The 23,776-nt window shown below is 56.8% G+C and carries 26 protein-coding genes; 23 read left to right on the forward strand and 3 right to left on the reverse strand.

Annotated elements, in window-relative coordinates:
- The first annotated feature begins 103 nt into the window (after positions 1-103).
- From ABTW00_RS09915 to catA, 12 genes are read left to right on the forward strand one after another with little or no spacing between them, the layout of a single operon-like run.
- The gene (locus tag ABTW00_RS09915) at positions 104-1,231 is read left to right on the forward strand and encodes an acyl-CoA dehydrogenase family protein (RefSeq protein WP_433640451.1); all 1,128 of its coding nucleotides are present in this window, start codon (positions 104-106) and stop codon (positions 1,229-1,231) included.
- Between the two features lie 21 nt (positions 1,232-1,252).
- Positions 1,253-1,612, forward strand: a complete 360-nt coding sequence (locus ABTW00_RS09920; protein WP_433640454.1) for an IacB protein — start codon at positions 1,253-1,255, stop codon at positions 1,610-1,612.
- Positions 1,613-1,623: 11 nt separating this feature from the next.
- Positions 1,624-2,175, forward strand: coding sequence for a nuclear transport factor 2 family protein (locus ABTW00_RS09925; RefSeq protein ID WP_433640456.1), 552 nt, complete (start codon positions 1,624-1,626; stop codon positions 2,173-2,175).
- Positions 2,165-3,475, forward strand: coding sequence for an aromatic ring-hydroxylating oxygenase subunit alpha (locus ABTW00_RS09930; RefSeq protein WP_065356764.1), 1,311 nt, complete (start codon positions 2,165-2,167; stop codon positions 3,473-3,475). The genes ABTW00_RS09925 and ABTW00_RS09930 overlap by 11 nt, the downstream gene beginning before the upstream one ends.
- Positions 3,476-3,958: an aromatic-ring-hydroxylating dioxygenase subunit beta gene (locus ABTW00_RS09935; RefSeq protein ID WP_065356763.1), complete on the forward strand. Its 483-nt coding sequence runs from the start codon at positions 3,476-3,478 to the stop codon at positions 3,956-3,958.
- Positions 3,959-3,968: 10 nt separating this feature from the next.
- On the forward strand, positions 3,969-4,709 hold the full coding sequence (locus ABTW00_RS09940) for an SDR family NAD(P)-dependent oxidoreductase (protein WP_433640460.1): 741 nt from the start codon (positions 3,969-3,971) through the stop codon (positions 4,707-4,709).
- 10 nt (positions 4,710-4,719) lie between these two features.
- Positions 4,720-5,652 carry a PDR/VanB family oxidoreductase gene (locus tag ABTW00_RS09945; protein ID WP_433640462.1) on the forward strand — a complete coding sequence of 311 codons (933 nt, stop codon included), beginning with the start codon at positions 4,720-4,722 and terminating at the stop codon, positions 5,650-5,652.
- A 10-nt stretch (positions 5,653-5,662) separates the two neighbouring features.
- Positions 5,663-6,157, forward strand: coding sequence for a flavin reductase (locus ABTW00_RS09950; protein ID WP_065356760.1), 495 nt, complete (start codon positions 5,663-5,665; stop codon positions 6,155-6,157).
- Positions 6,158-6,178: 21 nt separating this feature from the next.
- Positions 6,179-7,522 carry an MFS transporter gene (locus ABTW00_RS09955; protein ID WP_433640466.1) on the forward strand — a complete coding sequence of 448 codons (1,344 nt, stop codon included), beginning with the start codon at positions 6,179-6,181 and terminating at the stop codon, positions 7,520-7,522.
- Positions 7,509-8,621, forward strand: coding sequence for a muconate/chloromuconate family cycloisomerase (locus ABTW00_RS09960; protein ID WP_433640469.1), 1,113 nt, complete (start codon positions 7,509-7,511; stop codon positions 8,619-8,621). The genes ABTW00_RS09955 and ABTW00_RS09960 overlap by 14 nt, the downstream gene beginning before the upstream one ends.
- A 12-nt stretch (positions 8,622-8,633) precedes the next feature.
- Positions 8,634-8,912 (forward strand): muconolactone Delta-isomerase, encoded by a 279-nt coding sequence (catC, locus tag ABTW00_RS09965; protein WP_064544882.1) that lies wholly within the window; start codon positions 8,634-8,636, stop codon positions 8,910-8,912.
- A 37-nt stretch (positions 8,913-8,949) separates the two neighbouring features.
- Positions 8,950-9,876 carry a catechol 1,2-dioxygenase gene (gene catA, locus ABTW00_RS09970; RefSeq protein WP_065356757.1) on the forward strand — a complete coding sequence of 309 codons (927 nt, stop codon included), beginning with the start codon at positions 8,950-8,952 and terminating at the stop codon, positions 9,874-9,876.
- A gap of 43 nt (positions 9,877-9,919) precedes the next feature.
- Here the strand turns inward: catA and proX are convergent, their stop codons facing one another.
- Positions 9,920-10,915, reverse strand: coding sequence for a glycine betaine/L-proline ABC transporter substrate-binding protein ProX (gene proX / locus ABTW00_RS09975; RefSeq protein WP_065356756.1), 996 nt, complete (start codon positions 10,913-10,915; stop codon positions 9,920-9,922).
- Positions 10,916-11,313: 398 nt separating this feature from the next.
- On the opposite strand from proX, the gene ABTW00_RS09980 reads away from it, so the two are divergent.
- The 10 genes from ABTW00_RS09980 (at position 11,314) to ABTW00_RS10025 (ending at position 21,252) form a co-directional block, all read left to right on the forward strand.
- Complete coding sequence (locus tag ABTW00_RS09980) at positions 11,314-11,622, forward strand: hypothetical protein (protein ID WP_065356755.1); 309 nt, start codon at positions 11,314-11,316, stop codon at positions 11,620-11,622.
- Between the two features lie 593 nt (positions 11,623-12,215).
- The gene (locus ABTW00_RS09985) at positions 12,216-12,791 is read left to right on the forward strand and encodes a fimbrial protein (RefSeq protein ID WP_064544891.1); all 576 of its coding nucleotides are present in this window, start codon (positions 12,216-12,218) and stop codon (positions 12,789-12,791) included.
- A 54-nt stretch (positions 12,792-12,845) separates the two neighbouring features.
- Positions 12,846-13,394: a fimbrial protein gene (locus tag ABTW00_RS09990; protein WP_064544893.1), complete on the forward strand. Its 549-nt coding sequence runs from the start codon at positions 12,846-12,848 to the stop codon at positions 13,392-13,394.
- Between the two features lie 37 nt (positions 13,395-13,431).
- Complete coding sequence (locus ABTW00_RS09995; protein ID WP_433640478.1) at positions 13,432-14,139, forward strand: fimbria/pilus periplasmic chaperone; 708 nt, start codon at positions 13,432-13,434, stop codon at positions 14,137-14,139.
- 24 nt (positions 14,140-14,163) lie between these two features.
- Positions 14,164-16,779 carry a fimbrial biogenesis usher protein gene (locus ABTW00_RS10000; protein ID WP_433640481.1) on the forward strand — a complete coding sequence of 872 codons (2,616 nt, stop codon included), beginning with the start codon at positions 14,164-14,166 and terminating at the stop codon, positions 16,777-16,779.
- Positions 16,780-16,795: 16 nt separating this feature from the next.
- Positions 16,796-17,809 (forward strand): fimbrial protein, encoded by a 1,014-nt coding sequence (locus ABTW00_RS10005; RefSeq protein WP_433640484.1) that lies wholly within the window; start codon positions 16,796-16,798, stop codon positions 17,807-17,809.
- A gap of 8 nt (positions 17,810-17,817) precedes the next feature.
- A complete protein-coding gene (locus ABTW00_RS10010) occupies positions 17,818-18,348 on the forward strand; it encodes a fimbrial protein (RefSeq protein WP_433640487.1) in 531 nt (176 codons plus the stop codon).
- On the forward strand, positions 18,348-18,863 hold the full coding sequence (locus ABTW00_RS10015; protein WP_064544899.1) for a fimbrial protein: 516 nt from the start codon (positions 18,348-18,350) through the stop codon (positions 18,861-18,863). Before ABTW00_RS10010 ends, ABTW00_RS10015 begins: the two co-directional genes overlap by 1 nt.
- A gap of 12 nt (positions 18,864-18,875) precedes the next feature.
- A complete protein-coding gene (locus ABTW00_RS10020) occupies positions 18,876-19,553 on the forward strand; it encodes a fimbrial biogenesis chaperone (protein ID WP_433640491.1) in 678 nt (225 codons plus the stop codon).
- Positions 19,554-19,557: 4 nt separating this feature from the next.
- Positions 19,558-21,252 carry a Wzy polymerase domain-containing protein gene (locus ABTW00_RS10025; RefSeq protein WP_433640493.1) on the forward strand — a complete coding sequence of 565 codons (1,695 nt, stop codon included), beginning with the start codon at positions 19,558-19,560 and terminating at the stop codon, positions 21,250-21,252.
- Here ABTW00_RS10025 and ABTW00_RS10030 read toward each other — a convergent pair.
- On the reverse strand, positions 21,249-21,935 hold the full coding sequence (locus tag ABTW00_RS10030) for a helix-turn-helix domain-containing protein (RefSeq protein ID WP_065356749.1): 687 nt from the start codon (positions 21,933-21,935) through the stop codon (positions 21,249-21,251). The two genes, ABTW00_RS10025 and ABTW00_RS10030, sit on opposite strands and share 4 nt — an antisense overlap.
- 242 nt (positions 21,936-22,177) lie before the next feature.
- On the opposite strand from ABTW00_RS10030, the gene ABTW00_RS10035 reads away from it, so the two are divergent.
- Complete coding sequence (locus ABTW00_RS10035) at positions 22,178-22,777, forward strand: hypothetical protein (RefSeq protein WP_433640495.1); 600 nt, start codon at positions 22,178-22,180, stop codon at positions 22,775-22,777.
- 40 nt (positions 22,778-22,817) lie between these two features.
- On the opposite strand, the gene ABTW00_RS10040 is transcribed toward ABTW00_RS10035, so the two are convergent.
- Positions 22,818-23,729: a cupin domain-containing protein gene (locus tag ABTW00_RS10040; protein ID WP_433640988.1), complete on the reverse strand. Its 912-nt coding sequence runs from the start codon at positions 23,727-23,729 to the stop codon at positions 22,818-22,820.
- Positions 23,730-23,776: the final 47 nt, after the last annotated feature.

Raw genomic sequence — 23,776 nt, forward strand, 5'->3', positions numbered from 1 at the left:
GCGATACCCGCTTTTTCGTTATCCCAGATGACTCAGTGAGTACGACTCATTGCGGCTGCGTTCGCCCTGCGAACGGCTGCGTATAACCCTTCCGGAGGAAGCCATGTCTGCCGTACACGTTCGTGAAACGCTGGTGCCGCTGCTGAACGAGGTCTCGACTCGCAGCGCCGATTTTGAACATCAACGTCATATCTCTGACGACATCATTACTCGCTTTAAGCAGGTCGGCGTGTATCGCGCGCTGGTCCCCAAAATCTACGGCGGCGACGAGTGTACACCCGCGCAGTTTTGCGAGCTGATTGAGCAAATCGCCACGGCGGACGGCTCTGCGGGATGGGTGGCAAGCTTTGGCATGAGCCCGTTCTACCTTGGCGCGCTGCCGGTGGAGACGTTGGCTGAACTCTACCGCGACGGCCCGGACGTGGTCTTCGCGGGCGGCATCTTCCCGACGCAGAAAGCGCGTCAGGCCGACGGCGGCTATCGCGTGAGCGGTCGCTGGAGCTTTGCCAGCGGCAGCATGGGCGCATCGGTACTGGGCGTCGGGATCCTGCCGGACGGCGAACAACCGCTGCCGCGCATGGCGGTCCTGCCGCGCGATAGCGTGCAGATCGATCCGGTCTGGGACACGGTCGGCCTCGCCGGAACCGGCAGCCACGACCTGCTGGTGGATGACGTCTTTGTCCCCGAGGCGTGGACCTTTATTCGCGGCGGCGCGCTGAATCTGGAGGGGCCGCTGTACCGCTACCCGGTGCTATCACTGGCCACCCAGGTGCTCTCCGTTGTCGCGCTCGGCGTAGCCCGCGCGGCGCTCAATGAAATTTACGCCATCGCCCATCGTCAGCAGTCGGTGACCGGCGCGCCGCGTCTGGCCGATCGCCCGCAGGCGCAGATGCAGATTGCCCGCTGCGAAGCGGATTTGCGCTCGGCTCGCGCCTGGTTTTACGAGGCGATTGACGATGTCTGGCAGCGTCTGCTGCAGGGCGATGACGCCAGCTGCGAGCAGATTAACGCGCTGCGGCTGTCCTCCACCCACGTGACCCGCGTCGCCGCCGATGTGGCACGTCAGGCGCTGGCGCTGAACGGTATGGGGGGCGTCACCATGACCAGCCCGCTGCAGCGCTACGTTCGCGACACGATGGTGATTACGCAACACGCCTTTATGGGCGACCTCTCGTACCTCAATGCGGGCACGGTCTTTTTCGGCGGTAAACCGCTGCCGGGTTACCTGTGATTGTTAACTAAGGAGCAACAGATGAGCCAAGCCAACAAACTACGCGTGCTGTTTTGCATCGGCGTAAACCAGAACTTTTTTGACGCCAGCGCGGCGGAAGCCAAACAGGTATGGGCCGCTTTCGGCGTGATGATGAAAGGCATGGAGGAGACGCCGGGGATCCGCGTCATCGGCAATATGGATGATGACCAACTGATGGTCGGCCCGTCGACCACCGCGCCGTGGACCACCTACGTACTGGCTGATGCCGAAGCGCTGGAAAACGTCGCGGCGGTCTGCAATCTGTTCCGTACCACGCCGGTAGGCGACAGCGGCAGCAAGCTGTGGAAGTACTGCAAAATCGAAGCCCGCGTCGGGCGTGAGCTGATTATTCAGGGTTAACGGAGCGCGCGATGACTTCTCTGGATGCGCTGCGCCTACAGCAGCTCGAAGATCAGCAGGCCGCCAGGGTGTGCATCAGCAACTATATGCACCTGTGCGACCGCCTTGATGATGCCGACACCGTACGCGCCATCGGCGCGCTGTTTAGCGTCGATGCCTGCTGGGAAGGCGTGGGTGAACCCTACGCCGCGCGTCTGGGGCGCCATCAGGGGCGTGCGGCGATTGTCGCCATGATGGCGAGCTACGTGCGCCAACCCGCGCATTTCGCCATGAATGCGCATTTTCTCTGTTCCGAGGCGTTGAGCGTGACGGCAGACGGCGAGCTGCATGGCCGCTGGCTGATGCTGCAAACGTCCGCCTTCAGCGCGGGCGGCGCACACCTCAACGCCGCCGAATTAAACGTCACCTTCCGGCGCGAAGCGGGGGAGATGGTGATGCGCCATTTCACCACCCGCAACCTGTTTAGCCGCCCCGTAAGCCACTGGCACGCCGAGGATACCCTCCCGGTGCCGGACCAAAATCAGACCGTCGAAGACGTGCAGGAGAATGGACATGCAGTGTGACCACCTCATTAATGTGAAGAATATCGATACCACGACGCCGAACGCGCCGAGCCGCGACGAGATTGCCTCGCTGGTACAGCACGACCGTGTACACACCTCGCTGTACACCTCTGAAGCACTGTTCAATCTGGAGCTGGGCCGCGTGTTCGGCAAAACCTGGGTCTGGGTGGCGCACGCCAGCGAAATCCCGGAGACCGGCAGCTTCAAGACTACCGAGATCGGCACCCAGCCGGTGATTGTGGTACGCGACCGTAAAGGTACCGTCCACACGCTGCTGAACCGCTGCCGCCACCGCGCGGCCACCGTCTGCGAACACCGCAGCGGCAAAACCAACAGCTTCGTGTGCCCGTACCACGGCTGGGGCTACGCGCTCGACGGCAGCCTGCGCGGCGTGCCGCACCCGGAAAGCTATGCCGACCAGTTAGAAAAAGGCGAGCTGGGGCTGGTGTCCCTGCGCACCGAACAGTACGCGGGCATGATTTTCGCCACCTTTAACGACCATATTGAACCGCTGGAAGATTTCCTCGGCGCGGCGAAAAAGTGGATGGATTTATTTATGAAGCAGGGCGCGGGCTATCCGATTAAAACCGGCCCGGCGCACCGTTTCCGCTTCCCGGGCAACTGGAAAATTCAGCTCGAGAACACCACCGATGGCTACCACTTCCCGGTGGTGCATCGCTCGTTCTTAAGCTCGGTCGATAAGCAGACCGAAGAGATGCTCAACTTCGTCGATGGCAGCGGTTATGTCGAAGACCTCGGTAACGGCCATAGCGTGATGGTGATGATCCCGGAACTGGTGGATCTGGAAGCCAATCTTGATGCGCCGATCCCGGAGCGCTTTATCGAACTGGCCGACGCGCTGCGTGCCGATCACGACGAAGAACAGGTGCGTCGCATCGTGCGTGCGGTCGGCGGTTCCGGCTTCAACCTCAATATCTTCCCGAACATTGCCTGCTCGATGGCCTTCTTCCGCGTATTGCAGCCGGTATCGGTGAACGAAACCGAAATTCACCATGCGGTGATCACCATGGACGGCGGCCCGGAAATCGCCAACCAGGCGCGTCTGCGTCTGCACGAGCACTTCCAGGGGCCGATGGGCTTCGGCACGCCGGACGACTCGGAAGCGTGGGAGCGCGTGCAGCGCGGGGCCACCGCCGGAGACGACCTGTGGATCATGCTCAACCGTGGCCTGGCGGGGGAATACCGCACTGACGACGGCCTGCGTAGCGACGTTAGCGCCGAAACCGGCATGCGCGCGGCCTACCAGCAGTGGAAAAAACTGATGACGGAGATGGAATAAATGACAACCGCTGAATCTGTACTGTTTAACGCCATCGCGGTTATCAACCTCGAAGGCGACCTGCTGGATCAGGGCGAGTTCGATGCCTGGCTGGATCTCTGGCAGCACGACGGCCTGTACGTGGTGCCGATCGACCCGACCGAGACCGACTTTAAAAACACGCTCAACTACGCCTGCGACGATCACCACATGCGCGCCAGGCGCGTGAAGCGCCTTTACAGCGGCGAGTCTATCTCCACCACGCCGCGCGCCAGAACGCTGCGCACGCTGTCGCGCTTCCGTCTGCTGGAAGCGAGTGAAAACGAAGTGGTGGTACGCGGCGCGCAGTCGCTGTGGGAACACCGCAAGGGCCACAGCCGTCACTACGCCGCTGACATTACCTGGCATCTGGTGCCGCTGGCCAGCGGTTGGCGGATTCAGCAAAAGGTGATTCGCCTGGTCAACAGCGACGATGTGCTGCACAGCATTGGCTACATCCTGTAAGGAACCGTTTATGACGCAAACCGTATTAGTGACCGGGGCGGCTTCCGGCCTCGGCAACGTGATTGCCGCCCATCTGCTGGCCGAGGGCTTTCAGGTGGTGCTGACCGATGTCGACGCCGCCCGCGCCGAAGCCGCTGCCGCAAACCTGGATAACGGCGAAGGCAAAGTCCTGGCGCTGGGGCTGGATATCCGCCAGCCGGAAGCCTTTGACCGCGCGCTGACGGCGACTATTGAGCGCTTCGGCAGCCTGCAGGTGCTGGTGAATAACGCCGCGCTAACGCTCGCGACCCCGGTAATGGAGATCACCGCCGAGGAGTTTGACCAGGTGATTTCCACCAACCTGCGCGGCACGTTCGTTGGCTGCCAGACGATGGGGCGCTACTTCGCCCGCCGCGGCTATGGCCGCATCATCAACCTGGCGTCGCTCGCCGGGCAGAACGGCGGCACCGCCTCCGGGGCGCACTACGCGGCGTCAAAAGGCGGCATTCTGACGCTGACCAAAGTCTTTGCCCGCGAGCTGGCGAAGTCCGGCGTGACGGTCAACGCCATCGCGCCGGGGCCGATGGACCTGCCGACGGTGCACGCGCTGGTGCCGGAAGAGAAGATGCCCGGCCTGTTGCAGATGATCCCGGTAGGTGAGCTTGGCGACGCGGCGTTTGTCGCCCAGGCCGTGGCGCTGCTGGCTTCCCAAACCTCGTCGTTTGTCACCGGGGCCACCTGGGACATTAACGGCGGGCTGTTTATGCGCTAAGGGGGCACCGATGCTGACATTACAGGTTATCCGTCGCGAGCTGCAGGGCGAGGTGGTGGTGCTGACGCTGGCCAAAGCCGACGGTGCGGCGCTGCCCGCGTTCACCGCCGGGGCGCATATCGACCTGCATCTGGGCGACGATCTGGTGCGTCCGTACTCGCTGTGCGGCGATCCGCGCGAGCGCCACCACTACCAGCTTGGCGTGCTGAAAGACAGCCAGTCAAAAGGCGGTTCGCTCGCCGTTCACCGGCTACAGGTTGGCGATGAGATTCAGGTGAGCGAGCCGCGTAACCTCTTTGCGCTGGATGAAAAGGCGAGCCACAGCCTGCTTATCGGCGGTGGTATCGGCATTACGCCGATGCTGGCGATGGCGGCGGAGCTGCTGGCGGCCGGGCGCTCTTTCAGCCTGCATTACTGCGCGCGAAGCCGCGCCCAGGCGGCGTTTGTCGCCCAGTTAACGGCGTCTTCTTATGCCCCGCAGGTGCATCTGCACTTCAGCGATGAACAGCGTATCAACCTTGATGCGGTGCTGTGCGACGTGCCCGCAGGCACGCATGTCTACGTCTGCGGCCCGACGCGGCTGATGGATGCAGTCAGCGAGCGGGCCGTCGCGCAGGGCTACGCGCCGGAGCAGATCCACCAGGAGTGCTTTAGCGCTGAGGTGGAAACCGGCGGTCAGCCGTTTGAAGTGGTGGCGGCCGCCAGCGGCATCACCGTTCAGGTGGCGGCAAATCAGACCATCGTTGAAGCGCTGGCGCTGGCGGGGCTCAAGGTGTGCGTCTCCTGTAAACAGGGGATCTGCGGCAGTTGCCTGACCGACGTGCTGGAAGGTGAGCCGGATCATCGTGACCACTATCTGACCGACGAAGAGAAGGCCGATGGCGATCAGATCCTGCTGTGCTGCTCCCGGGCGAAAAGCGCCCGTCTGATAATCGATCTTTGAGGATCTCTCTATGACTCTGCAAACCGAGTTTCGTAACGCTATGGCGCAATTGGGCAGCGCGGTATCGGTGATCACCACCGATGGCCCTGCGGGCAAATTTGGCTTCACCGCCTCCGCCGTTTGTAGCGTGACCGACCAGCCGCCGACGCTGCTGGTCTGCATGAACCGCAACTCCTTCGCCCACGCGCACTTCAAGCACAACGGCGCGCTGTGCGTCAACGTGCTGTCGAGCGAGCACCAGGCGCTGTCGGGCATTTTTGCCAACGCCAGTCTGCGCTCCGAAGAGCGTTTCTGCCACGACAGCTGGCAGGTGATGGCCAGCGGCGCGCCGGTACTGAGCTCCGCGGTGGCGAGCTTTGACTGCCTGATTGACGACTGCCACGAAGTGGGCAGCCACTCGGTCTTTTATTGCCGGGTGCAGGCCATTCGCATCAGCGAGCAACCGCGCGGGCTGGTCTATTTCAACCGCCGCTACCACACGGTTGGCTGCGACGTGGAAGCCTGATAACGAAAGGGGGAATGCCGGATGAGCAATGTCGTTTCTGAAACTGCCGTCACATCAACGACCGTCCGCCAGGACGCGCAGCAGATGCGCAAGCTGGTGGTCGCGTCGGTACTGGGTAATGCGTTGGAATGGTATGACTTCTTTCTCTACGGCACCGCCGCGGCGCTGGTGTTTGGCCCGCTGTTCTTCCCGGTGGGCGGCGACCCGCTACAGGGTACGCTGCTGGCGTTTTCCGGCTTCGCGGTCGGCTTTCTGGCGCGCCCGCTTGGCGGCATCCTGTTCGGCCATATCGGCGACCGCTACAGCCGTAAGATGACGCTGATCATGACGCTGACGCTGATGGGGGCAACAACCTTTGTTATTGGCCTGCTGCCGACCTACGCGCAAATAGGCATCTGGGCGCCGCTGTCGCTCATCATCCTGCGTTTCTTACAGGGCGTGGCGTCCGGCGGCGAGTGGGGCGGCGGCGTGCTGATGCTGAGCGAAAACGCGCCAGCCTCGCGCCGTGGCTTCTATACCGCGTGGAGCCAGATGGGCGTCTCCGGCGGCTTTGTGCTCTCGGCCTTCGCCTTTTACCTCGTCCAGCAGTTGCCGGAAAACGATTTCCTGGGCTGGGGCTGGCGCGTGCCGTTCTTACTGAGCATCGTCATCTTCCTGGTGGGCGTTTATATCCGCAAAAACATTCGCGAGAGCAAAGCCTTCATCCAGGCGAAGGCGGAAGACAAGCATGAAAAGATCCCGCTGCAGGTGCTGGTACGCGAACACCCGAAAGCGCTGCTGCAGGCCATTGCTCTGCGGCTGCCGGAAAACGGGGCTTCCTATATTTTCTTCACCTTCTCGGTGGTCTACGCCAAACACATTGGTATCGGCACCGGGGAGATCATCAGCGCGGTGACGCTGGCGATGCTGATTGAGTTTTTCTCGATCCTCTTCTGGGGCGCGCTGTCGGACAAGATTGGCCTGAAGCCCGTTTACTACATCGGCGTGATTGGCCTGCTGGTGATGGCATTCCCCTTCTTCTGGCTACTCTCCACCGGCAGCTATGGCGCGGTGATGCTGGCGATGTTCCTCGGCCTGCCGGTGTGTCACGGCGCGATGATTGGCACCCAGCCGTGCATCATGAGCGATCTCTTCCCGGTGCGGGTGCGCTACTCCGGGCTGGCGCTGGGCCACGAAGTGGGGTCCATCTTCTCCGGCGGCCTCGGCCCGATGCTGGCGGTGGCGCTGCTGATGGCCTTCGATTCCTCCTGGCCGGTCTCTTTACTGTTGATGGCCTATGCGCTGCTGGCATGGATTGCCCTGAGAAGCCTGCCTTCAACCTCCTTACAACACAAAAATGCAGGAGCAACGGATGTTAACGATTGAATCACTGACCTGCTGGCTGGTGGATATTCCCACCATTCGCCCGCACAAACTGTCGATGGCCACCATGGGCTGCCAGACCCTGACCCTCGTGCGCATGCAGTGTGCCGAGGGCGTGGTCGGCTGGGGCGAAGCCACCACCATCGGCGGGCTGAGCTACGGCGCGGAAAGCCCGGAGGCCATTCGCTCGGCCATTGAAACCTATCTCGCACCGCTGCTGTGCGGCCAGACCTTCAGCGGCGTGGCGGCGCTTGCCGACAAAATGAACGCCAGCGTGAAGGGCAACACCTTTGCTAAATCGGCGCTGGAAACCGCGTTTCTCGATGCCCAGGGCAAGCTGCTGGGGCTGCCGGTCAGCGCGCTGCTCGGCGGGGCGATAACCGACCGTCTGCCGGTGCTGTGGACGCTGGCGAGCGGCGATACCGACAAAGACATTGAAGAAGGCAAGCGGCTGCTGGCAGAAGGGCGGCACGACACCTTCAAGCTAAAAATTGGTGCCCGATCGCTAAAAACCGATATCCAGCATGCGCTGGCGATCAAAGCCGCGCTGGGCGATGGCGTGAGCATTCGCGTGGACGTTAACCAGGCGTGGGATTTCACCACCGCGGTGAAGGGCATGAGTGAATTACAGGCTGGCGGTATCGACCTCGTTGAACAGCCAACCCCGCTCTGGGACCGGCAGGGGCTGATTGCCCTGAGCCAGCGTTTTGACGTTCCGATTCTTGCCGATGAAGCGGTGGCAACCAGCCACGACGGTTTTGCTTTGGCGCACGGCGGCTTTAGCGGTGCCTATGCGCTGAAGATTGCCAAAGCAGGCGGTCCGGCACAGGCGCTGAAGCTGGCGCACGTCGCGCAGGCGGCGGGGGTGGCGCTGTACGGCGGCACCATGCTGGAAGGCACGCTCGGTACGGTGGCCTCGCTGCACGCCTGGTCCACCGTACGGATGCAGTGGGGAACCGAGATGTTCGGCCCGCTGCTGCTGAAAGACGACATCGTGGTCACGCCGCTCGATTTCAGCCAGGGGCAGGTTTCGCTGCCGCAGGGGCCGGGGCTGGGCGTGGAGATTGACCTCGACAAACTGCGTTATTACGCGCGCCACTAGAAGGACATCCCGATGCTGTTCAAAGTTGAAATGACCGTCAATATCCCGTCGTCGCTGCCCAAAGCCGAAGCCGATGAGATCAAAGCGAAAGAGAAAGCCTACTCCCAGCAGCTTCAGCGCGAAGGGAAATGGCTGCACATCTGGCGCGTCGCCGGGCTGTACGCCAACGTCAGTATTTTTGACGTGGCCGATAACCAGGAACTCCACGACCTCTTAACCGCACTGCCGCTGTATCCGTATATGGATATCAGCGTGCAGCCGTTATGCCGACACCCGTCGGCCATTGATTAAAACAACAAACCTTACCCTACAAAAAGAGGAACACGCAATGTCCGTTAATCCAGCAAAACAAACCGAACTGGAATCGTTACTGGCGATCAGCAGCGGCTTAAATTCCGAGCAGGGCAATGAACGCTTCAAAGCTATCATGCATCAACTGCTCAGCGACCTGTGTCAGACCATCCGTAAATTTGATATCACCGACGAAGAATTCTGGCTGGCCGTCAACTACCTGAACGAGCTGGGCGAGCGCAAAGAAGCGGCGCTGCTCGCCGCCGGGCTGGGGTTAGAGCATTACCTTGACATGCGCGCTGACGAAAAAGAGGCCGCGGCGGGTCTCGACGTTGGCACGCCGCGCACCATTGAAGGGCCGCTGTACGTGGCGGGCGCGCCGCTGAGCAAACAGTTTGCGCGGATGGATGATGGCAGCGAAGCGGGAGAGCCGATGTGGCTGCACGGGCAGGTGACCGATCTTCAAGGGCAACCGGTGGCGGGGGCGATTGTCGATATCTGGCATGCTAACACTCTCGGCGGTTATTCGTTCTTCGATCAATCACAAAGTGAATATCACCTGCGTCGCCGTGTGGAAACCGGGGCGGACGGACGTTATGCGGTGCGCAGTATCGTCCCCTGTGGCTACGGTTGCCCGCCGGATGGCCCGACCCAGAAGCTGTTGAATCAGCTTGGCCGTCACGGTAATCGCCCGGCGCACGTGCATTTCTTTGTCTCGGCGCCGGGCTATAAACACCTGACGACGCAAATTAACCTCAACGGCGACGCCTACCTGTGGGATGACTTCGCCTTTGCTACCCGCGAAGAGCTGATTGCCGATCCGGTCAAAATTACCGACGACAAGCTGGCGAAGGAACGCGATATCCACCAGCCGCACACGGAAGTGAGCTTTAACTTTACGTTGGTGGAATCCGCGCAGGCTGGGGAAGAAAACCGCATCAAACGTGCGCGCGTAATGGAGTAAATAAGCCGCCCGGCCAGCCCTGGCGAGGCCGGGCGTTGACTGCTTACTGCGCCGCCAATGCCTGCTTTATCCAGCCGTCAAAGGTTTGCTGGTGAGCGTGGATCCAGCCGTCCACATGACGCTGAATATCCGCAGCGGTCGATTCCCCTTTATGCATCAGCTGATTCTGCGCATTCACGTCGGCCAGCGGCAGCTTCGCGATAGCAAACAGTTTTGCCGCGGCGGGGTTTTTCTCCGCCCAGGCTTTATTGGCCACGATGTACTCGTTGTTGACCGCAAAACCGTAGTTCTTGCCGTTCGGCAGTTCGGTATTCTGATCTTTCAGCGAGCCAGGGTTAGCAGAGAAGGGGACGGTTAACCAGACCACATCTTTACCGGGTTTCAGTTCATCACTGACCCAATAAGGTGTCCAGGTATAATAGATAACCGGTTTGCCTGCTTTATAGCGGGCGAGGGTGTCAGCAATAATCGCTGCATAATTTCCCTGATTCTGCGTAACCGTATTGCTTAGGCCGTAAGCTTTTATTTGTGTATCAATTACCGAGCCGCAAACCCACCCTGGATTACAGCCGGCTAAATCCGCTTTACCGTCGCCGTTGGCGTCAAATAATTTCGCAAGTTCAGGATTTTTTAGCTGAGAAATATCCGTAATGTTATATTTCTCAGCGGTTTTTTTATCGATCATATAGCCCTGTGCGGCGTTACTAATATAAGTACCCTGACGGTAGAATTTCCGATCGCCGCCGCTGGCGTCGTACATATCCTGTTGCATCGGCAGCCAGTTGGCGGCCATAAAGGTTGCGTCACCGGCAGCAATCGCCGTATAGGCTACGTTGTACTCTACCTCTTCAATTGGGGTGACATCATAGCCCAGCTGCTTCAGCGCGCGGTTGATAATCTCGGTCTGGAACGTTTCTTCCGGTAGGGTGCTTTGCACAGGGTGAACGGTAATGCCTTTGCCGGGAAGGTCCGCGGCAAAAAGAGTGGGGGAGGTTAATAACGCAGCCAGCGTAAGGGTGCGCAGAGTTGTTGTTTGCATAATGATAACCTTGTTATTTTCGCGTATTAAGCCAGAGGTGGCATATTATTCCCGCTTGGATAAAAGGTGGAAATAAAGGATGGTAGGGTGATTAATCTCTCCGGGTTTTGTTGGCAACATTAACTTACCCTAACATAATAAAGCGTATATGCAATCCTCAATACTCCTCAGCATTCTTTTTTATCCTTATATTTATCTAAGGATATTCTTAAAATTAATCATATTGGCTCGATGTTTACGCTGGTGAATACGACAAATGACGGATTCAAGCCTGGTAAGGACGTACGCTATAGTGTTTAGCCTGATTCTCATGAAAAATGAGGGTGCCAGGAGGCAAAACGAGCTGCATCGATAAGAGTAGGCGATGCGGATTCATTCTCACAGGAAGTGGGGGAAGCATGAAGAAAATAGTACGTGTAGTATGCCTGTCGTTGATCGGCCTGGCGTTATCCGGTGTAGCGCAAGCGCAGAGTCGGTCAAACTCCGGCACTATTCATTTTATCGGGCAGGTGGTTGAAGGGGGTTGTAACGTCTCGCCATCGGGTCAGGGTTTGCAGATTGCCTGCTATCGTGATGGTGCGATTCGCGCGCAGTATGTCGCGATGTCGACAGCGTCCAGTACGCCATTTAAGATAATCAGCCGAATCGATCGCCGTACGCTGCCGGGGAATCCTCATCTTCAGGAAGTGGTCATCAGTTATCTTTAAGTCTTTTCTCCTGACGCTGCCTGTCTGAACGACTGGAAATGCAGGTAGCGCCTCCTCTACGCAAGTTATGACTCGCTAAATCAGGCAGTCATAACGGAATGAGATATAGCATATCTTGCCAAAGTGAAATATTCATTTGTATAAATTAAATATGCACTTTTGGGCCCTTTTGGAATTATTTTGCGGGTAGAAAAAATGAACTTTCCGCACAAATAATTAGCTGTCTATGCATTTTATTAATTACTCCCTTATGGGTATAAAAACAAAAAATTAACATTCATTAACGATTGGATTTGCTTTAATAACAATAACATACGCACATCTCTTCGTATGATTTCGGTTCCATACAAAAATAACTGTCCACTATCGGAAAAAATCGGCGTTGTAAAACATTAATCGCATTGTGGATAATCTGCGGCGTCGGATCGGGACGATCTGAAGACAAAATATTATTTTTAGCGATGCTATTGGTAAAAATAACCTCATTTTAAATGACGCAGTGAACCATTTAATTAATATTTAATGGGAACGTTCCCTGTTTTTGTCTTAATTATCATGGAAATATTCGTTTGGACTATTAAGGGCAATAAGCAATGAAAAATTTTACGATTAAAGGACTGGCGCTGGCATTAATGATGGTGGGGAGCTCAGCGATGGCGGCATCAATGGGCGGCAGCGGCGCCACGGGCCCAACGACGGTAACCGGGGGATCGGTGCACTTTACGGGCTCGGTGGTTAACGCCGCCTGTGCGGTAGCGGAAGACTCCATTAATAAAACCGTGGATATGGGCCAGGTACGCCTTGCCGCGTTTGGTGAAACGCCGGCTGCCGGTAACGTTGCCAATCAAAAAACCCCGTTCAGCATCAAGCTAACGGATTGCGACACCAATGTGTCAACGCAGGCCTCTGTCACCTTTAACGGAACCGCAGCGGCAGGCTATTCCAGCGTGCTGGATAACACGGCTGGCGCAGGTGGCGCGCAGGGGGTGGGGATTCAGATTTACGATACCGATGGGACCGCGCTGGACCTCGGCAAAGCCTCCAAAGCGGCGACGCTCATCGACGGTGATAACACCATGAGCTTCTCCGCTGACTATATCGCGACGACCAGTACGCTGGCGGCCGGTAACGTGGACGCAACGGCGACGTTTAACGTCACCTACCAGTAATCGGGACAGGAACCACGATGCCATGGACGGCAATGTCGATTTGGGGAGGTTGTCATGAAAGTGATGCCGTCGGGCCTTGCGCTTGCGTTCATCGCCTGCCTGCCATCGCTTGCACAGGCAGGTCACCACCACGTTGTCACCGTACCCGGTGGCGACGTTCATTTTATCGGCGCGGTAGTGGAAGCGGCCTGCGTTGTGGATACCCACAGCGATGCGCAGACCGTCGAAATGGGGCAGGTGCGATCCAGTCTTTTTAGCGGCACCGGAACCTGGGGCAATCCCCAACCGTTCAGCATTGTGCTTAAGGATTGCGATACCACCATCAGCAAACAGGTCGGCGTGGCCTTCAACGGCGTGACAGATGCCAGGGATCCTACGGTTCTGGCGGTGACCAGCGGCGCAGGCAGCGCAGGGAATGTCGGTATCGGTATATTTGATAGCGCCGGAAATTTGATTATCCCTAACGCTCAGCCTCAGCGCTTTTCCGCGTTGAAGGATGACACCAACGTATTGAGTTTTATCGCCAAATACAGGGCAACGGCGGCCAATGTTTCGCCCGGCGAGGCTGACGCGCAAACCTGGTTCACGCTGACCTACATGTAATTTCCCGCTGCGGCGGCCGTATTTTTATAGGTAAATCATGTTCATTTATTCTCGTACCCGCGCACTGTTGACGGCGTTAACGTTTATCACGCTATCCCCGCTAGCGCACGCCGCTGATTATGGCGGTATTGCTCTGGGATCCACTCGCGTTATTTATCCGCAGGGGAGCGAGCAGATCTCACTATCGGTGAATAATACCGACGGTAAGGGCGTGTTTTTAATTCAGTCCTGGGTTGAGAATGCCGATAGCCATAAAAGCAGCGATTTTGTCGTCACGCCGCCGCTATTTGTGATTAAACCGCAGAAAGAAAATACGCTCCGGGTGATGTTTATCGGCCAGCAGAATGCGTTACCTAAAGATCGTGAAAGTCTTTACTGGATGAACGTGAAGGCGATTCCGGCGGCGAGCAAAGATTCACAGAATAAGAATACCCTGCAAATTGCGGTGCTGAATCGCATCAAAATGTTTATCCGCCCGACAGGGTTGGCCATGAAGTCTGCTGACGCGCCGGACCACCTGCGTTTTCATCAGTCAGGCACGCAGCTGATTGTCAAAAATCCGACGCCGTATTACATCACGCTGGTACAGCTGATGGACGGTGCCGCCGAGCTGCCCGCTACGATGGTTCCCCCAATGGGGCAAAGTACGGTATCTGTCCCACATAACGCTCACGGTCAGATTACTTTCCAGACGGTGAATGACTACGGGGCGAATACGCCAAAACAAAATGCAGTGATGGAATAATTACCGGGACAGGTCGGCAAAATAATGGCATTCCGTATTCGTATTTCCGTACAAGCGTGGTTGGAGTATAAACAACGCTACCTCTTTATTTTGCCGATCGCGCTGGGCGGCACGCCTTCTATGGCCTGCGCGGATAACTACTTCAATCCCGCTTTCCTTTCCGGCGACAGTTCGGCGGTGGCGGATCTCTCGCGTTTTGAAAATAGCAACGGACAGGCACCGGGTAAATATCGCGTTGATATTTCGGTGAACCAGCAGTTTGTCGCTAGCGAAGATGTCACTTTTCAGGCCGACAAAAAGAGCCAGGATGATACTGGCCTGACGCCCTGTTTTACGCTTGCCCGCCTGGAGGCGATGGGGCTGAATAAAAATGCGTTTCCGGCGTTGAAAGCGCTGCCGAAAGACAGCTGCGTGCCGTTTGCCGCTATTCCAGACGCCAGCACCCGCTTTGACTTCGAACACCAGAAGCTCGAGATCAGTATTCCGCAGGCCGGTATGAAGCAAAGCGCGCGCGGCTATATTCCGCCGGAGCAGTGGGATCAGGGGATTAACGCCCTGACGCTGAACTATGATTTTTCCGGCAGCAGCAGCGGCGGTACCAGCCACCAGGATAGCGATTATCTCAATTTGCAGAGCGGCCTCAATCTGGGGGCCTGGCGTTTGCGCGACTATTCGACGTGGAACTACAGCCACGGCGAGGGCAGTACGCAGAACTCGTGGCAGCATATCAGTACCTACGCAGAACGGACGATTATCCCGTTAAAAGCGGAAATGACGCTGGGCGAGAGCTATACCCCCTCCGACGTGTTTGACTCCCTGAGTTTTCGCGGCGTACAGCTAGTCTCGGACGATAATATGCTGCCCGATAGCCTGAAAGGCTTTGCGCCGACGGTGCGCGGCATCGCGCGCAGTAATGCCAAAGTCACTATCAAGCAGAACGGCTATGTTATTTATCAAACCTACGTCTCGCCCGGCGCCTTTGCGATTACCGATTTGTATCCCACCTCGTCCAGCGGCGATCTGCTGGTGACGGTACAGGAAACCGATGGCAGCGAGAACAGCTACAGCGTGCCTTATTCGGCCGTACCGCTGTTGCAGCGCGAAGGGCGCCTCAAATATGCCCTTACCGCAGGGAAATATCGCAGCAGCAACGATCAGCAGGAAGAGGTGAATTTTGCCCAGGGAACGCTAATTTGGGGCCTTCCAAAGGGGTTCACCGCCTATGGCGGCAGCCAGGCTAGCGATGATTATCGGGCATTTGCGCTGGGACTGGGGCTGAATATGGGCGATGTCGGGGCGCTATCGGTTGATGTAACCCAGGCCAATAGCACGCTGATTGACGGTAGCCAGCATGAAGGGCAGTCCGTTCGTTTCCTGTATGCCAAAGCGCTGAACTCGCTGGGCACCAACTTCCAGCTATTAGGGTATCGCTACTCGACGCAGGGATTTTATACCCTTGATGAAACCACCTATCGTCATATGGAGGGGTATACCGGTGACGACAGCGGCCAGGATGACGATCATGACGGTCAGCAGGATAAGCCGGAATGGACCGATTTTTACAATCTCTATTACACCAAAAAGGGTAAGGTCCAGCTCAATATCTCGCAGACGGTGGGCGAGCACGGCTCGCTGTTTGTCACCGGTTCCGAGCAAAGCTACTGGCATACCGATGAAACCGACAGATTGATTCAGGTGGGCTACAACGGTACCTGGAACGATATTTCCTTTGGACTGACCTGGAACTATGACCGTTCACCGGGTGAGAGCGAAGCCGACCAGGTCTACGCGTTTACGCTGTCACTGCCGCTCGGCGAATGGCTATCCAGCGGCAATGCCGATATGTATCACGCCGCCAACTCGCTGAATGCGTCTTATAACATGAGCACCGATCGCCACGGCAAAACGTCACAAACCGCCGGGGTTAACGGTACGCTGCTGGCTGAAAACAACCTCAGCTATAACGTCCAGGAGAGCTACGCCAACCACGGTACGGGTGACAGCGGTAACGCCAGCCTGAACTACCAGGGAACCTATGGCAACCTGAAAGCGGGATACAACTACAGCGACGGTTATCACCAGCGGAACTACGGGATGAGCGGCGGCGTCGTGGTGCATCGTGACGGTGTCACGTTAAGTCAGCCGCTGGGAGACACCAACATTCTGGTGAAGGCTCCGGGCGCGGCGGGCGTTGAGCTGGAAAATACCACCGGAATTAAAACCGACTGGCGCGGCTACGCGGTGGTGCCCTACGCCACGACCTATCGGCAGAATCGCGTCGCGCTCGATACCAACTCAATGGGGAGCAACGTCGATATTGATGATGCGGTGGTCAACGTGGTGCCGACGCAAGGGGCATTAGTGCGTGCCGAGTTTCAGGCCCACGTGGGGGCTCGCGCGCTGATAACGCTGCTGAAAAATCAAAAACCGGTGCCGTTTGGTTCGACGGTCACGCTCGACGATAGCCCACTCAGTAGCCTGGTGGGGGATGACGGTCAGGTCTATCTCTCCGGCTTGCCGTCGTCCGGTTCGTTGACGGTGCAGTGGGGCGAAGATGCCGCCAAACGTTGCTCCGCACATTATCAGCTTTCTGCTGAGCAGATGACGGAATTTAACCGCCTGACGGCAACCTGCCGCTAGTTTTTGGGAAACCACCATGAAATACGTTTTAAAAATAGCGTTCTGCTTAATGTGCGTTGTCGCGATGAATACGGCGTACGCTGGCTCGTCCGACAGCTGTACCAACGCGTCTGGCTCAACGCAGAACGAGAACTTTGACGTCTCGACCTCGCTGAATGCCGATACTAACGTGGCGGGCAAAACCACCCAGGTCGTGCGTTCCGGCGATATTCATATGAATGCCGTGTGTCCGAAGACATTTGGCGAGACCAGCAACTACACCTATCGATCTTATGTCTCGAATTATCCGGTGGTGGAGACATCAGGGAACTGGAAATATCTGTCGCTGAACGATTATCTGGAAGGGGCGCTAAGGGTAACGGATGCGGTGGCGGGCGACGTTTATGCTCCGACTAACTATGCGCGGATGGGGCAGGATAACTGTGTCTCCAACGGCTGTCATTTTCCGGTCTCCGACTCCAACATCACGCTGCAGATTAAAATTGCCAAACCGTTTGTTGGCAACGTCACCATCCCGCAGACGCATCTGTTCAACGTCTACGTAAACCGGACTAACAGCTCGCCGTTTGGCACGCCGGTTTACACCATCTCATTTAGCGGCTCCATCACGGTACCGCAAAGCTGTGAGGTCAACGGTAACCAGGTTATCACCATCAACTTTGGCAATATCGCTTCGGGCAACTTTAAAACCAAAGGGCAAAAGCCGTCAGGTTTTACCCCGATTGCCGAGCAGGTGCCGGTTAAGTGCGCAGGCGGCATTTCTGAGATGGCCAGTCTGAGCTTTCGCTTTCAGGGGCAGGCGGACAGCAATGAACCGTCGGCTATCGCCACCGACAATAAAGATATCGCCGTGCAGTTCACCGATATTCTCGGCAACGTGATTACGCCCAACACCGGAACGATCCCTTTCCAACTGGAGAACTATGCGGCGACGGTTCCGTTCACCGTTTTCCCCATCAGCGCTACCGGCAACAAACCACAGCAAGGGGTGTTCCATGCGCAGGCGTATATCGTGGTCGATTTTAACTAGGGGGAATGATGAGCAAACGGAGAATAGGGCTGCTGGCGTTAAGCATGATGATGCCCGTCGCTCACGCCTCAGATAACGGCGTCGAGATCGACATGAGCGGCACGGTGATTGCGTCGACCTGCGATGTGGAAACCGCGGATACGCTGCAGACAATTTTTATCGGCAATTTCGCCAGCACATTGTTTACCACGGTAGGTGATGTTTCACCGACAGCGGATCTGCTGATTCGGCTGAACAACTGCAGCAGCGGTATCAGCGGCGCGACGGTGAAGTTCAGCGGCACGCCCGATAACGATAACAATAAGCTGCTGGCGCTTTCTGACACCTCGGGGAGCGGCGGGATGGCTACAGGTGTGGGCGTGGAAATCCTTGATGCGAATAAAAACAGCGTGGCGATCAACGCCGACAGCGAGAGTCAGCCTTTAAAAGAGGGCGATAACAATACGCTGACCTTTTTCTTGCGCTACAAGGCGACGAAGATCCCGGTGACCGCCGGTAACGCGTCGTCGGTCATGTACTTTGACCTGAGCTATCAGTAATGAAAAATCGTTCTCTTCTCGTGGGTATGCTGCTACTCAGCAGTCTCCCGGTGCTGGCCCATGACGGTCAGGTGTATGTCAGCGGTACAATTCAGGCGAATACCTGCATTGTCGCACCGCAATCGCAGGCGCAAAGCGTGCCTTTGGGCGATATTCCCGACAAACAGTTTTCGGCAAAGGGCAGCGGCTCTCAGCCCGTCGCCTTTGTGATTGACCTGCAAAAATGCGGCGCGGCCGCCAGCGGGGTGGATTTCACCTTTACGGGGGCGGCAGATAGGGCCGATCCGCAACTGCTGGCGCTGGATGGCGCCGAGGCCGCCGGCGGTATTGGCATCGAGCTGCAAAGCGCGGACCACAGCCGATTGCCGCTGAATAAAGCATCGGCAACTTTCCCTATCGACCCGACGCTTGCCGACAACACCTTTATCTTTTACGCCCGCTATTTGTCGACCGCGGGCAGCGTGACCAGCGGCGCGGCGAATGCTACCGCCACCTTTACGCTGACGTGGCAATAAGGCGGGATGCTGATGATCAAATGGATAGCGTTATGGATAGCGGCTTGTACCTGCTGGTACGCGCAGGCTGGCGTGGTGGTAGAGGGAACTCGCTTTATCTTCAATGCCGACAAAACGAGCATCACTTTTACGGTCAATAACACCTCGCAGCAGCGTTTTCTGCTGCTGTCAAAAGTGCTTGATGCGCAGGGCCAGGCCAGCGGCCAGGTGCCGTTTATGACCACGCCGCCGTTGTTTCCCCTGGCGGCGGGGCGCAGCAATATGATTCGCATTATACGTACCGGCGGAGACCTGCCGGACGATCGTGAAAGTCTGTTCTGGCTCAGCGTTGCCAGCATTCCGCAAACGCAGGGTAAGCCCTCGCCCAACTCGCTTCAGGTGGCGATTCGTAGCCGTATGAAGCTCTTTTATCGCCCGGTGGGGCTGAAGGGACGCGAAGAGGATGCCTATCGCCAACTCGAGTGGCAACGTGACGGCGCGCAGGTATGGGTCCGCAATCCTACGCCGTATTACGTGACGCTCTTTCATCTTCAACTCAATGGTCGGCCGGTCAATAACGCCGGGATGGTAGCGCCATTTACCCGCGTGACGACATCCGGCTGCCCGGCCACCGGCCGCTGTCTGGCGCAATGGCAAACCATCAATGACTATGGCCGGGTCATGCCCGTGTGGCAACAGGCGTTGAGATAACACCATGGCTAGCGATAAGCGTAAGCTGGCGCGTCGTGCATCGTGGATGATTGTGGGCCTGCTGGCGATCATCTATCTGGGGGCAATGCATGCCGTGATCCCCAATATGGGCGGTAGCGGCAGCGAGCTGCCCACCACGCTGTGGGTATGGCTCATCATGTTGGTGGTGCTGGGCGTGGGGTGGCCAGGCCTGCTTTCAACGGGCATTGTTTTGCCGCCGGGGATGATACCGATGCTGGCGGGCGCGTTGCTGATGACTCTGCCCCTGGCGTGGTGCCCGCATCAGACCTGGCTGCTTGACGCGCTGCCGCGCTTTGCCGGGCTATGGGTAGGGATGTTATTGCTGGTGCTGTTTGCGCAGTGCCGGTTTAACGTGCAGCAGCAGCAAACATTGTTGTATCTGGTTGCCGCTGCGGCCCTGATGCAAACGGCTTATAGCCTTGCCGGCCTGCACTGGCGTGGCGTACTGCCCGAGTTTGAGCAACAGATACTGGCGGCCAATCCCGGTAATGTCGGCGTTTTTCAGCAGCGTAACGTTACGGCCTCTTTTCTGGCCTGCGGTGGGGCGATATGGCTTTTTCTCCTGGGTTCCGCGAGGTTTCGCCTTGCACGTCGGCGTCTTGAGGCTCTGCGTCTGGCGTCGGCTTGTGTTGCGCTGGTGGCTATCTTCTCGGCGCTGACCGAAATAGGCTCGCGAATCGGTTGGCTCAGCGCGTTATGCGTCTATACCGGTATGGTGGGCCTTCACTGGCGGCTCGTCACGCCAGTAAAACGGCTGGCGATGCTATTTGCGCCCCTGGTCGGCGTGGCGACAGGGGCGTTGGCCATGCCGGATTCGCTGCTGGACGTGCTGAACGCGCATCATGGTTCGAATCTCCAGCGATGGATGATTCTGCGTGAAACCTGGAGCATGATCTTGCTGCATCCGTGGCGAGGCTGGGGTGATGGGGGCTTTCTTTGGAGCTTCAGCCACTTTATTGCCGATCGGCTACATCCGATTGATAACGGTCGGCTGGTTATCCCGCATCCGCACAATGAAATACTCTACTGGTGGGTGGAAGGGGGGATGGTCGCCCTACTGGGGCTGGCGTGCGAGATTTATGCTGGCATGGTGATATTCCTCGGCGCGAAGCGGCGTCGCTCGCTGGCGCTATTGTGCTGCATCTTACCGCTGTTGTTGCATTCACAGGTGGAATATCCATTTTATCAGTCGGCGGTACACTGGTTGTTGTTAGTCATGTTGACCGGAATGGCGGCAGGGTACCGTCAGCCAGCCCACAAAACAACACACCCTGCGCTGCCGTTGCTCAGCGCCGGGGTGGTTGTCGTGTGCCTGGCGCTGTCGGGCGTGGTTGCGCTGACCCTTCGTCAGCAAAATCTTTTAACTGGTTTTGAACGCCATCCACAGCGCTATGAGGTTGAGGTGCTGGCAATGCGCGAGAGCGGGTTGGGGATTGCGCGCGTCAGGCAAGATCGGGCGCTGGCGCAGATAGTGCGATATCAATCGACAGGCGATCGGGCTGCGCTGACAGAATTTATTCGCCAGGGAAATGACTGGCTGACGACGTGGGTCGATGCAGATATGTACGATAATCTTATTAACGTCAATCTGTTCCTGGGAACAACGTTTGCCGGCAAAACGTTAAAAACAGAAGCTGCAAGGATATTTACCGAAGACGCTCGGTTTGATCATCATTAGAATGCGGTCGGTAATTTATCCATATAAACCAGAACTCCTGATTGCACTTCAATATAATGGCCTTTTTTTAATTCGGCGAGCACATCCATTATTCGGCTGCGGGAGATTCGAGTGCGTCGCTGAATAAAGGAAGAGACCTTAATCTGTCGTCGAATGTCTTCCGGGTAGAGCCACAGTTCAATGAGCAGCGAGCGGATTTTACTGTAGGCATCATTGCCAACCATTTCGCTGTCGCGAGCGCTCATCACCATCACGCGCTGGGCGAGGATCCGCGCAATGTCATGCCAGAGATTAAATTCATCGCACTTCTCGACGAAGGTATCCAGCGGAATAATCCAGCCGGTACATTCGGTTTCCGCACGAATGTAGTGCTGCGGCCTGGCCTGCACATCGTAATACAGACTATAGCCATCGATAAGCCCTACAACGGTTGGCGCAAACACCGTTGCCATATGCAAATCAACCTGAGCATGGCTAACAGAAAAGCAGCCGGTCGTGACCAACACAATAAAAGCCGTTTCTCTATCATTACTGAGCAACATTTTGGCGGGTGGACTTAACGTAAATGCGCTGCCAAATGGCGCCAGAATGGTATGCAGCGCCATAATTGCCTTAAGGGGTTTCGTTTTTTGACTAAACTCGAATGCATGTAATGAACGAGACGAATCATCTGATTGCGACATGACTTATTTCTCAATGAATAATATGCGTAAAGTATAGCATGCGTCAGAAAAATGAGTGATTGATATTTTATGCTTATTCTCGTTTTCTATGAGTCCAGGACGAATCTCTTCGTAATACGTGAGAATATATATTGCATATATAAAGCAGGTAGTCCAATTATGGACTTTAATTTCGTTGAAATGACATTTCATAATCGTTAGGGTTTTTAATTATAAAGTCGGTATCCGAGGGAGTGGATATTATGGAGGTGGTGAGTTACAGCAATGATGCCTTTCTGAATCTGTGTGTCCAGCAGCTTCTTACGCCAACCCAGGAGGCGGCGCGAGTTTATCGAATAGGGCACGTCACACTTGATTTTATTATCATTCTTAACGACCAGGATATGACCTTGTCAGTGCAGCGGTTGGCCCAGGATGCGCCTCTTTTTTCCTGTAAAAACATCATGGTACTGACAGAGGTCGTCTCTCCGCTGATTATCGGCTATCTGCTCCGTCACGCCTGCGGACTGGTGGTCTATAACATTAAAAACAATCATAGCGAAATGCTGATTGATATATATTCTCCGGTACCGAGCGCCGAGACGGCGAAGTCACTCTCTTTTGCACTATCGGATAATGAACTGTTTATTTTACTGTCATTAAGCATGGGCATAAAACCTGAACTGTTGACGCGCATTACCGGTCGTTCAGAGAAACGAATTAGCGCCATTAAACGAGATGTTATGAATAAGTTGGAAATACGAAATAGTAAGGTTTTTTATTCGGTCATCAAGGCGATATTTATTCATGATGCAAATAATTCAAGCGACTCGCGCGCGGCCATATTGACGGTAAAATACTAACGGATACCCTCACGTTTATTTTTATGGCCGAACGTGGCAATTATACCTCGGACGCGATCTCACTGTTTTCGCGTAGTGCCCCCGGCGAATGGCCGACAACGCGTTTAAATGCCCGACTGAACGCGGCCACTGAGCTATAGCCGAGTTTGAGCGCCACGGTCTCAATGGCCTGCTGCTCCTGGCCGATATACTGCACCGCCAGCCGCATGCGCAGTTCGCCCAGGTATTTAGCCGGCGTGGTGCCGGTTGCGGACAGGAAGCGTTCAGCGAACACCGAGCGCGAGGTACCGGCTTCTTTGGCTAAGTCCGCCACGCTCCAGTTGATGCCGGGCTGCTGATGCATCGCGTAGATGGCGCGGCTGAGGCGCGGATCGCGCAGTACCTGAATCCAACCGGTTGCCTTGCCGCAGCCTGCTTCCACCCAGCCGCGGACGATGAGCGCCGCCACAACATCCGCGAGCCGGGCAAGGATCCCGGCAAACCCCACCTGACGCCCCTGAGATTCGCGCTCCATGGCGGAAAGCAAGGGGTGGATTTCCGGCCAGGTCGACATCAGTCGGCTCACCATCATCACTTCTGGCATTGCTTTGACCAGCGGCTGCATGCCGCCAAGATCGAAATCCATACATCCACTGAATATAACCACGTTGCCGCCGTCGGGGCAGGGCTGGCAGTGAATATCGCACACTGAACTGCAAATCGGCTCGCTGGGAAAGTCGGCGAGTGACGTCACGATGGCGTGATCATCCGACAGCAGCGCGTGGGCATTGCCGTTGGGAATAAACAGCGCATCTCCGCTCTGTAGCTCGAAGCGCGCGCCGCTCTCTGTCTTTAAGAGCGCAGGCCCCTGGCTGACAAAGTGAAACTGCGCTTTGCCCGCTGCCTGACCGAAAGCCACGCCAAAGGGCGCGCTGGCTTCTATACGGCGATATTTGACGCCGGACAGGCGCATTCCACGCAGCAGTTCACTGATTAAATCGGGGGCATGGTGGCTCACAG

This window comes from Kluyvera georgiana, assembly GCF_050990895.1.
In the GTDB taxonomy this organism is placed as follows: Bacteria; Pseudomonadota; Gammaproteobacteria; order Enterobacterales; family Enterobacteriaceae; genus Kluyvera; species Kluyvera georgiana.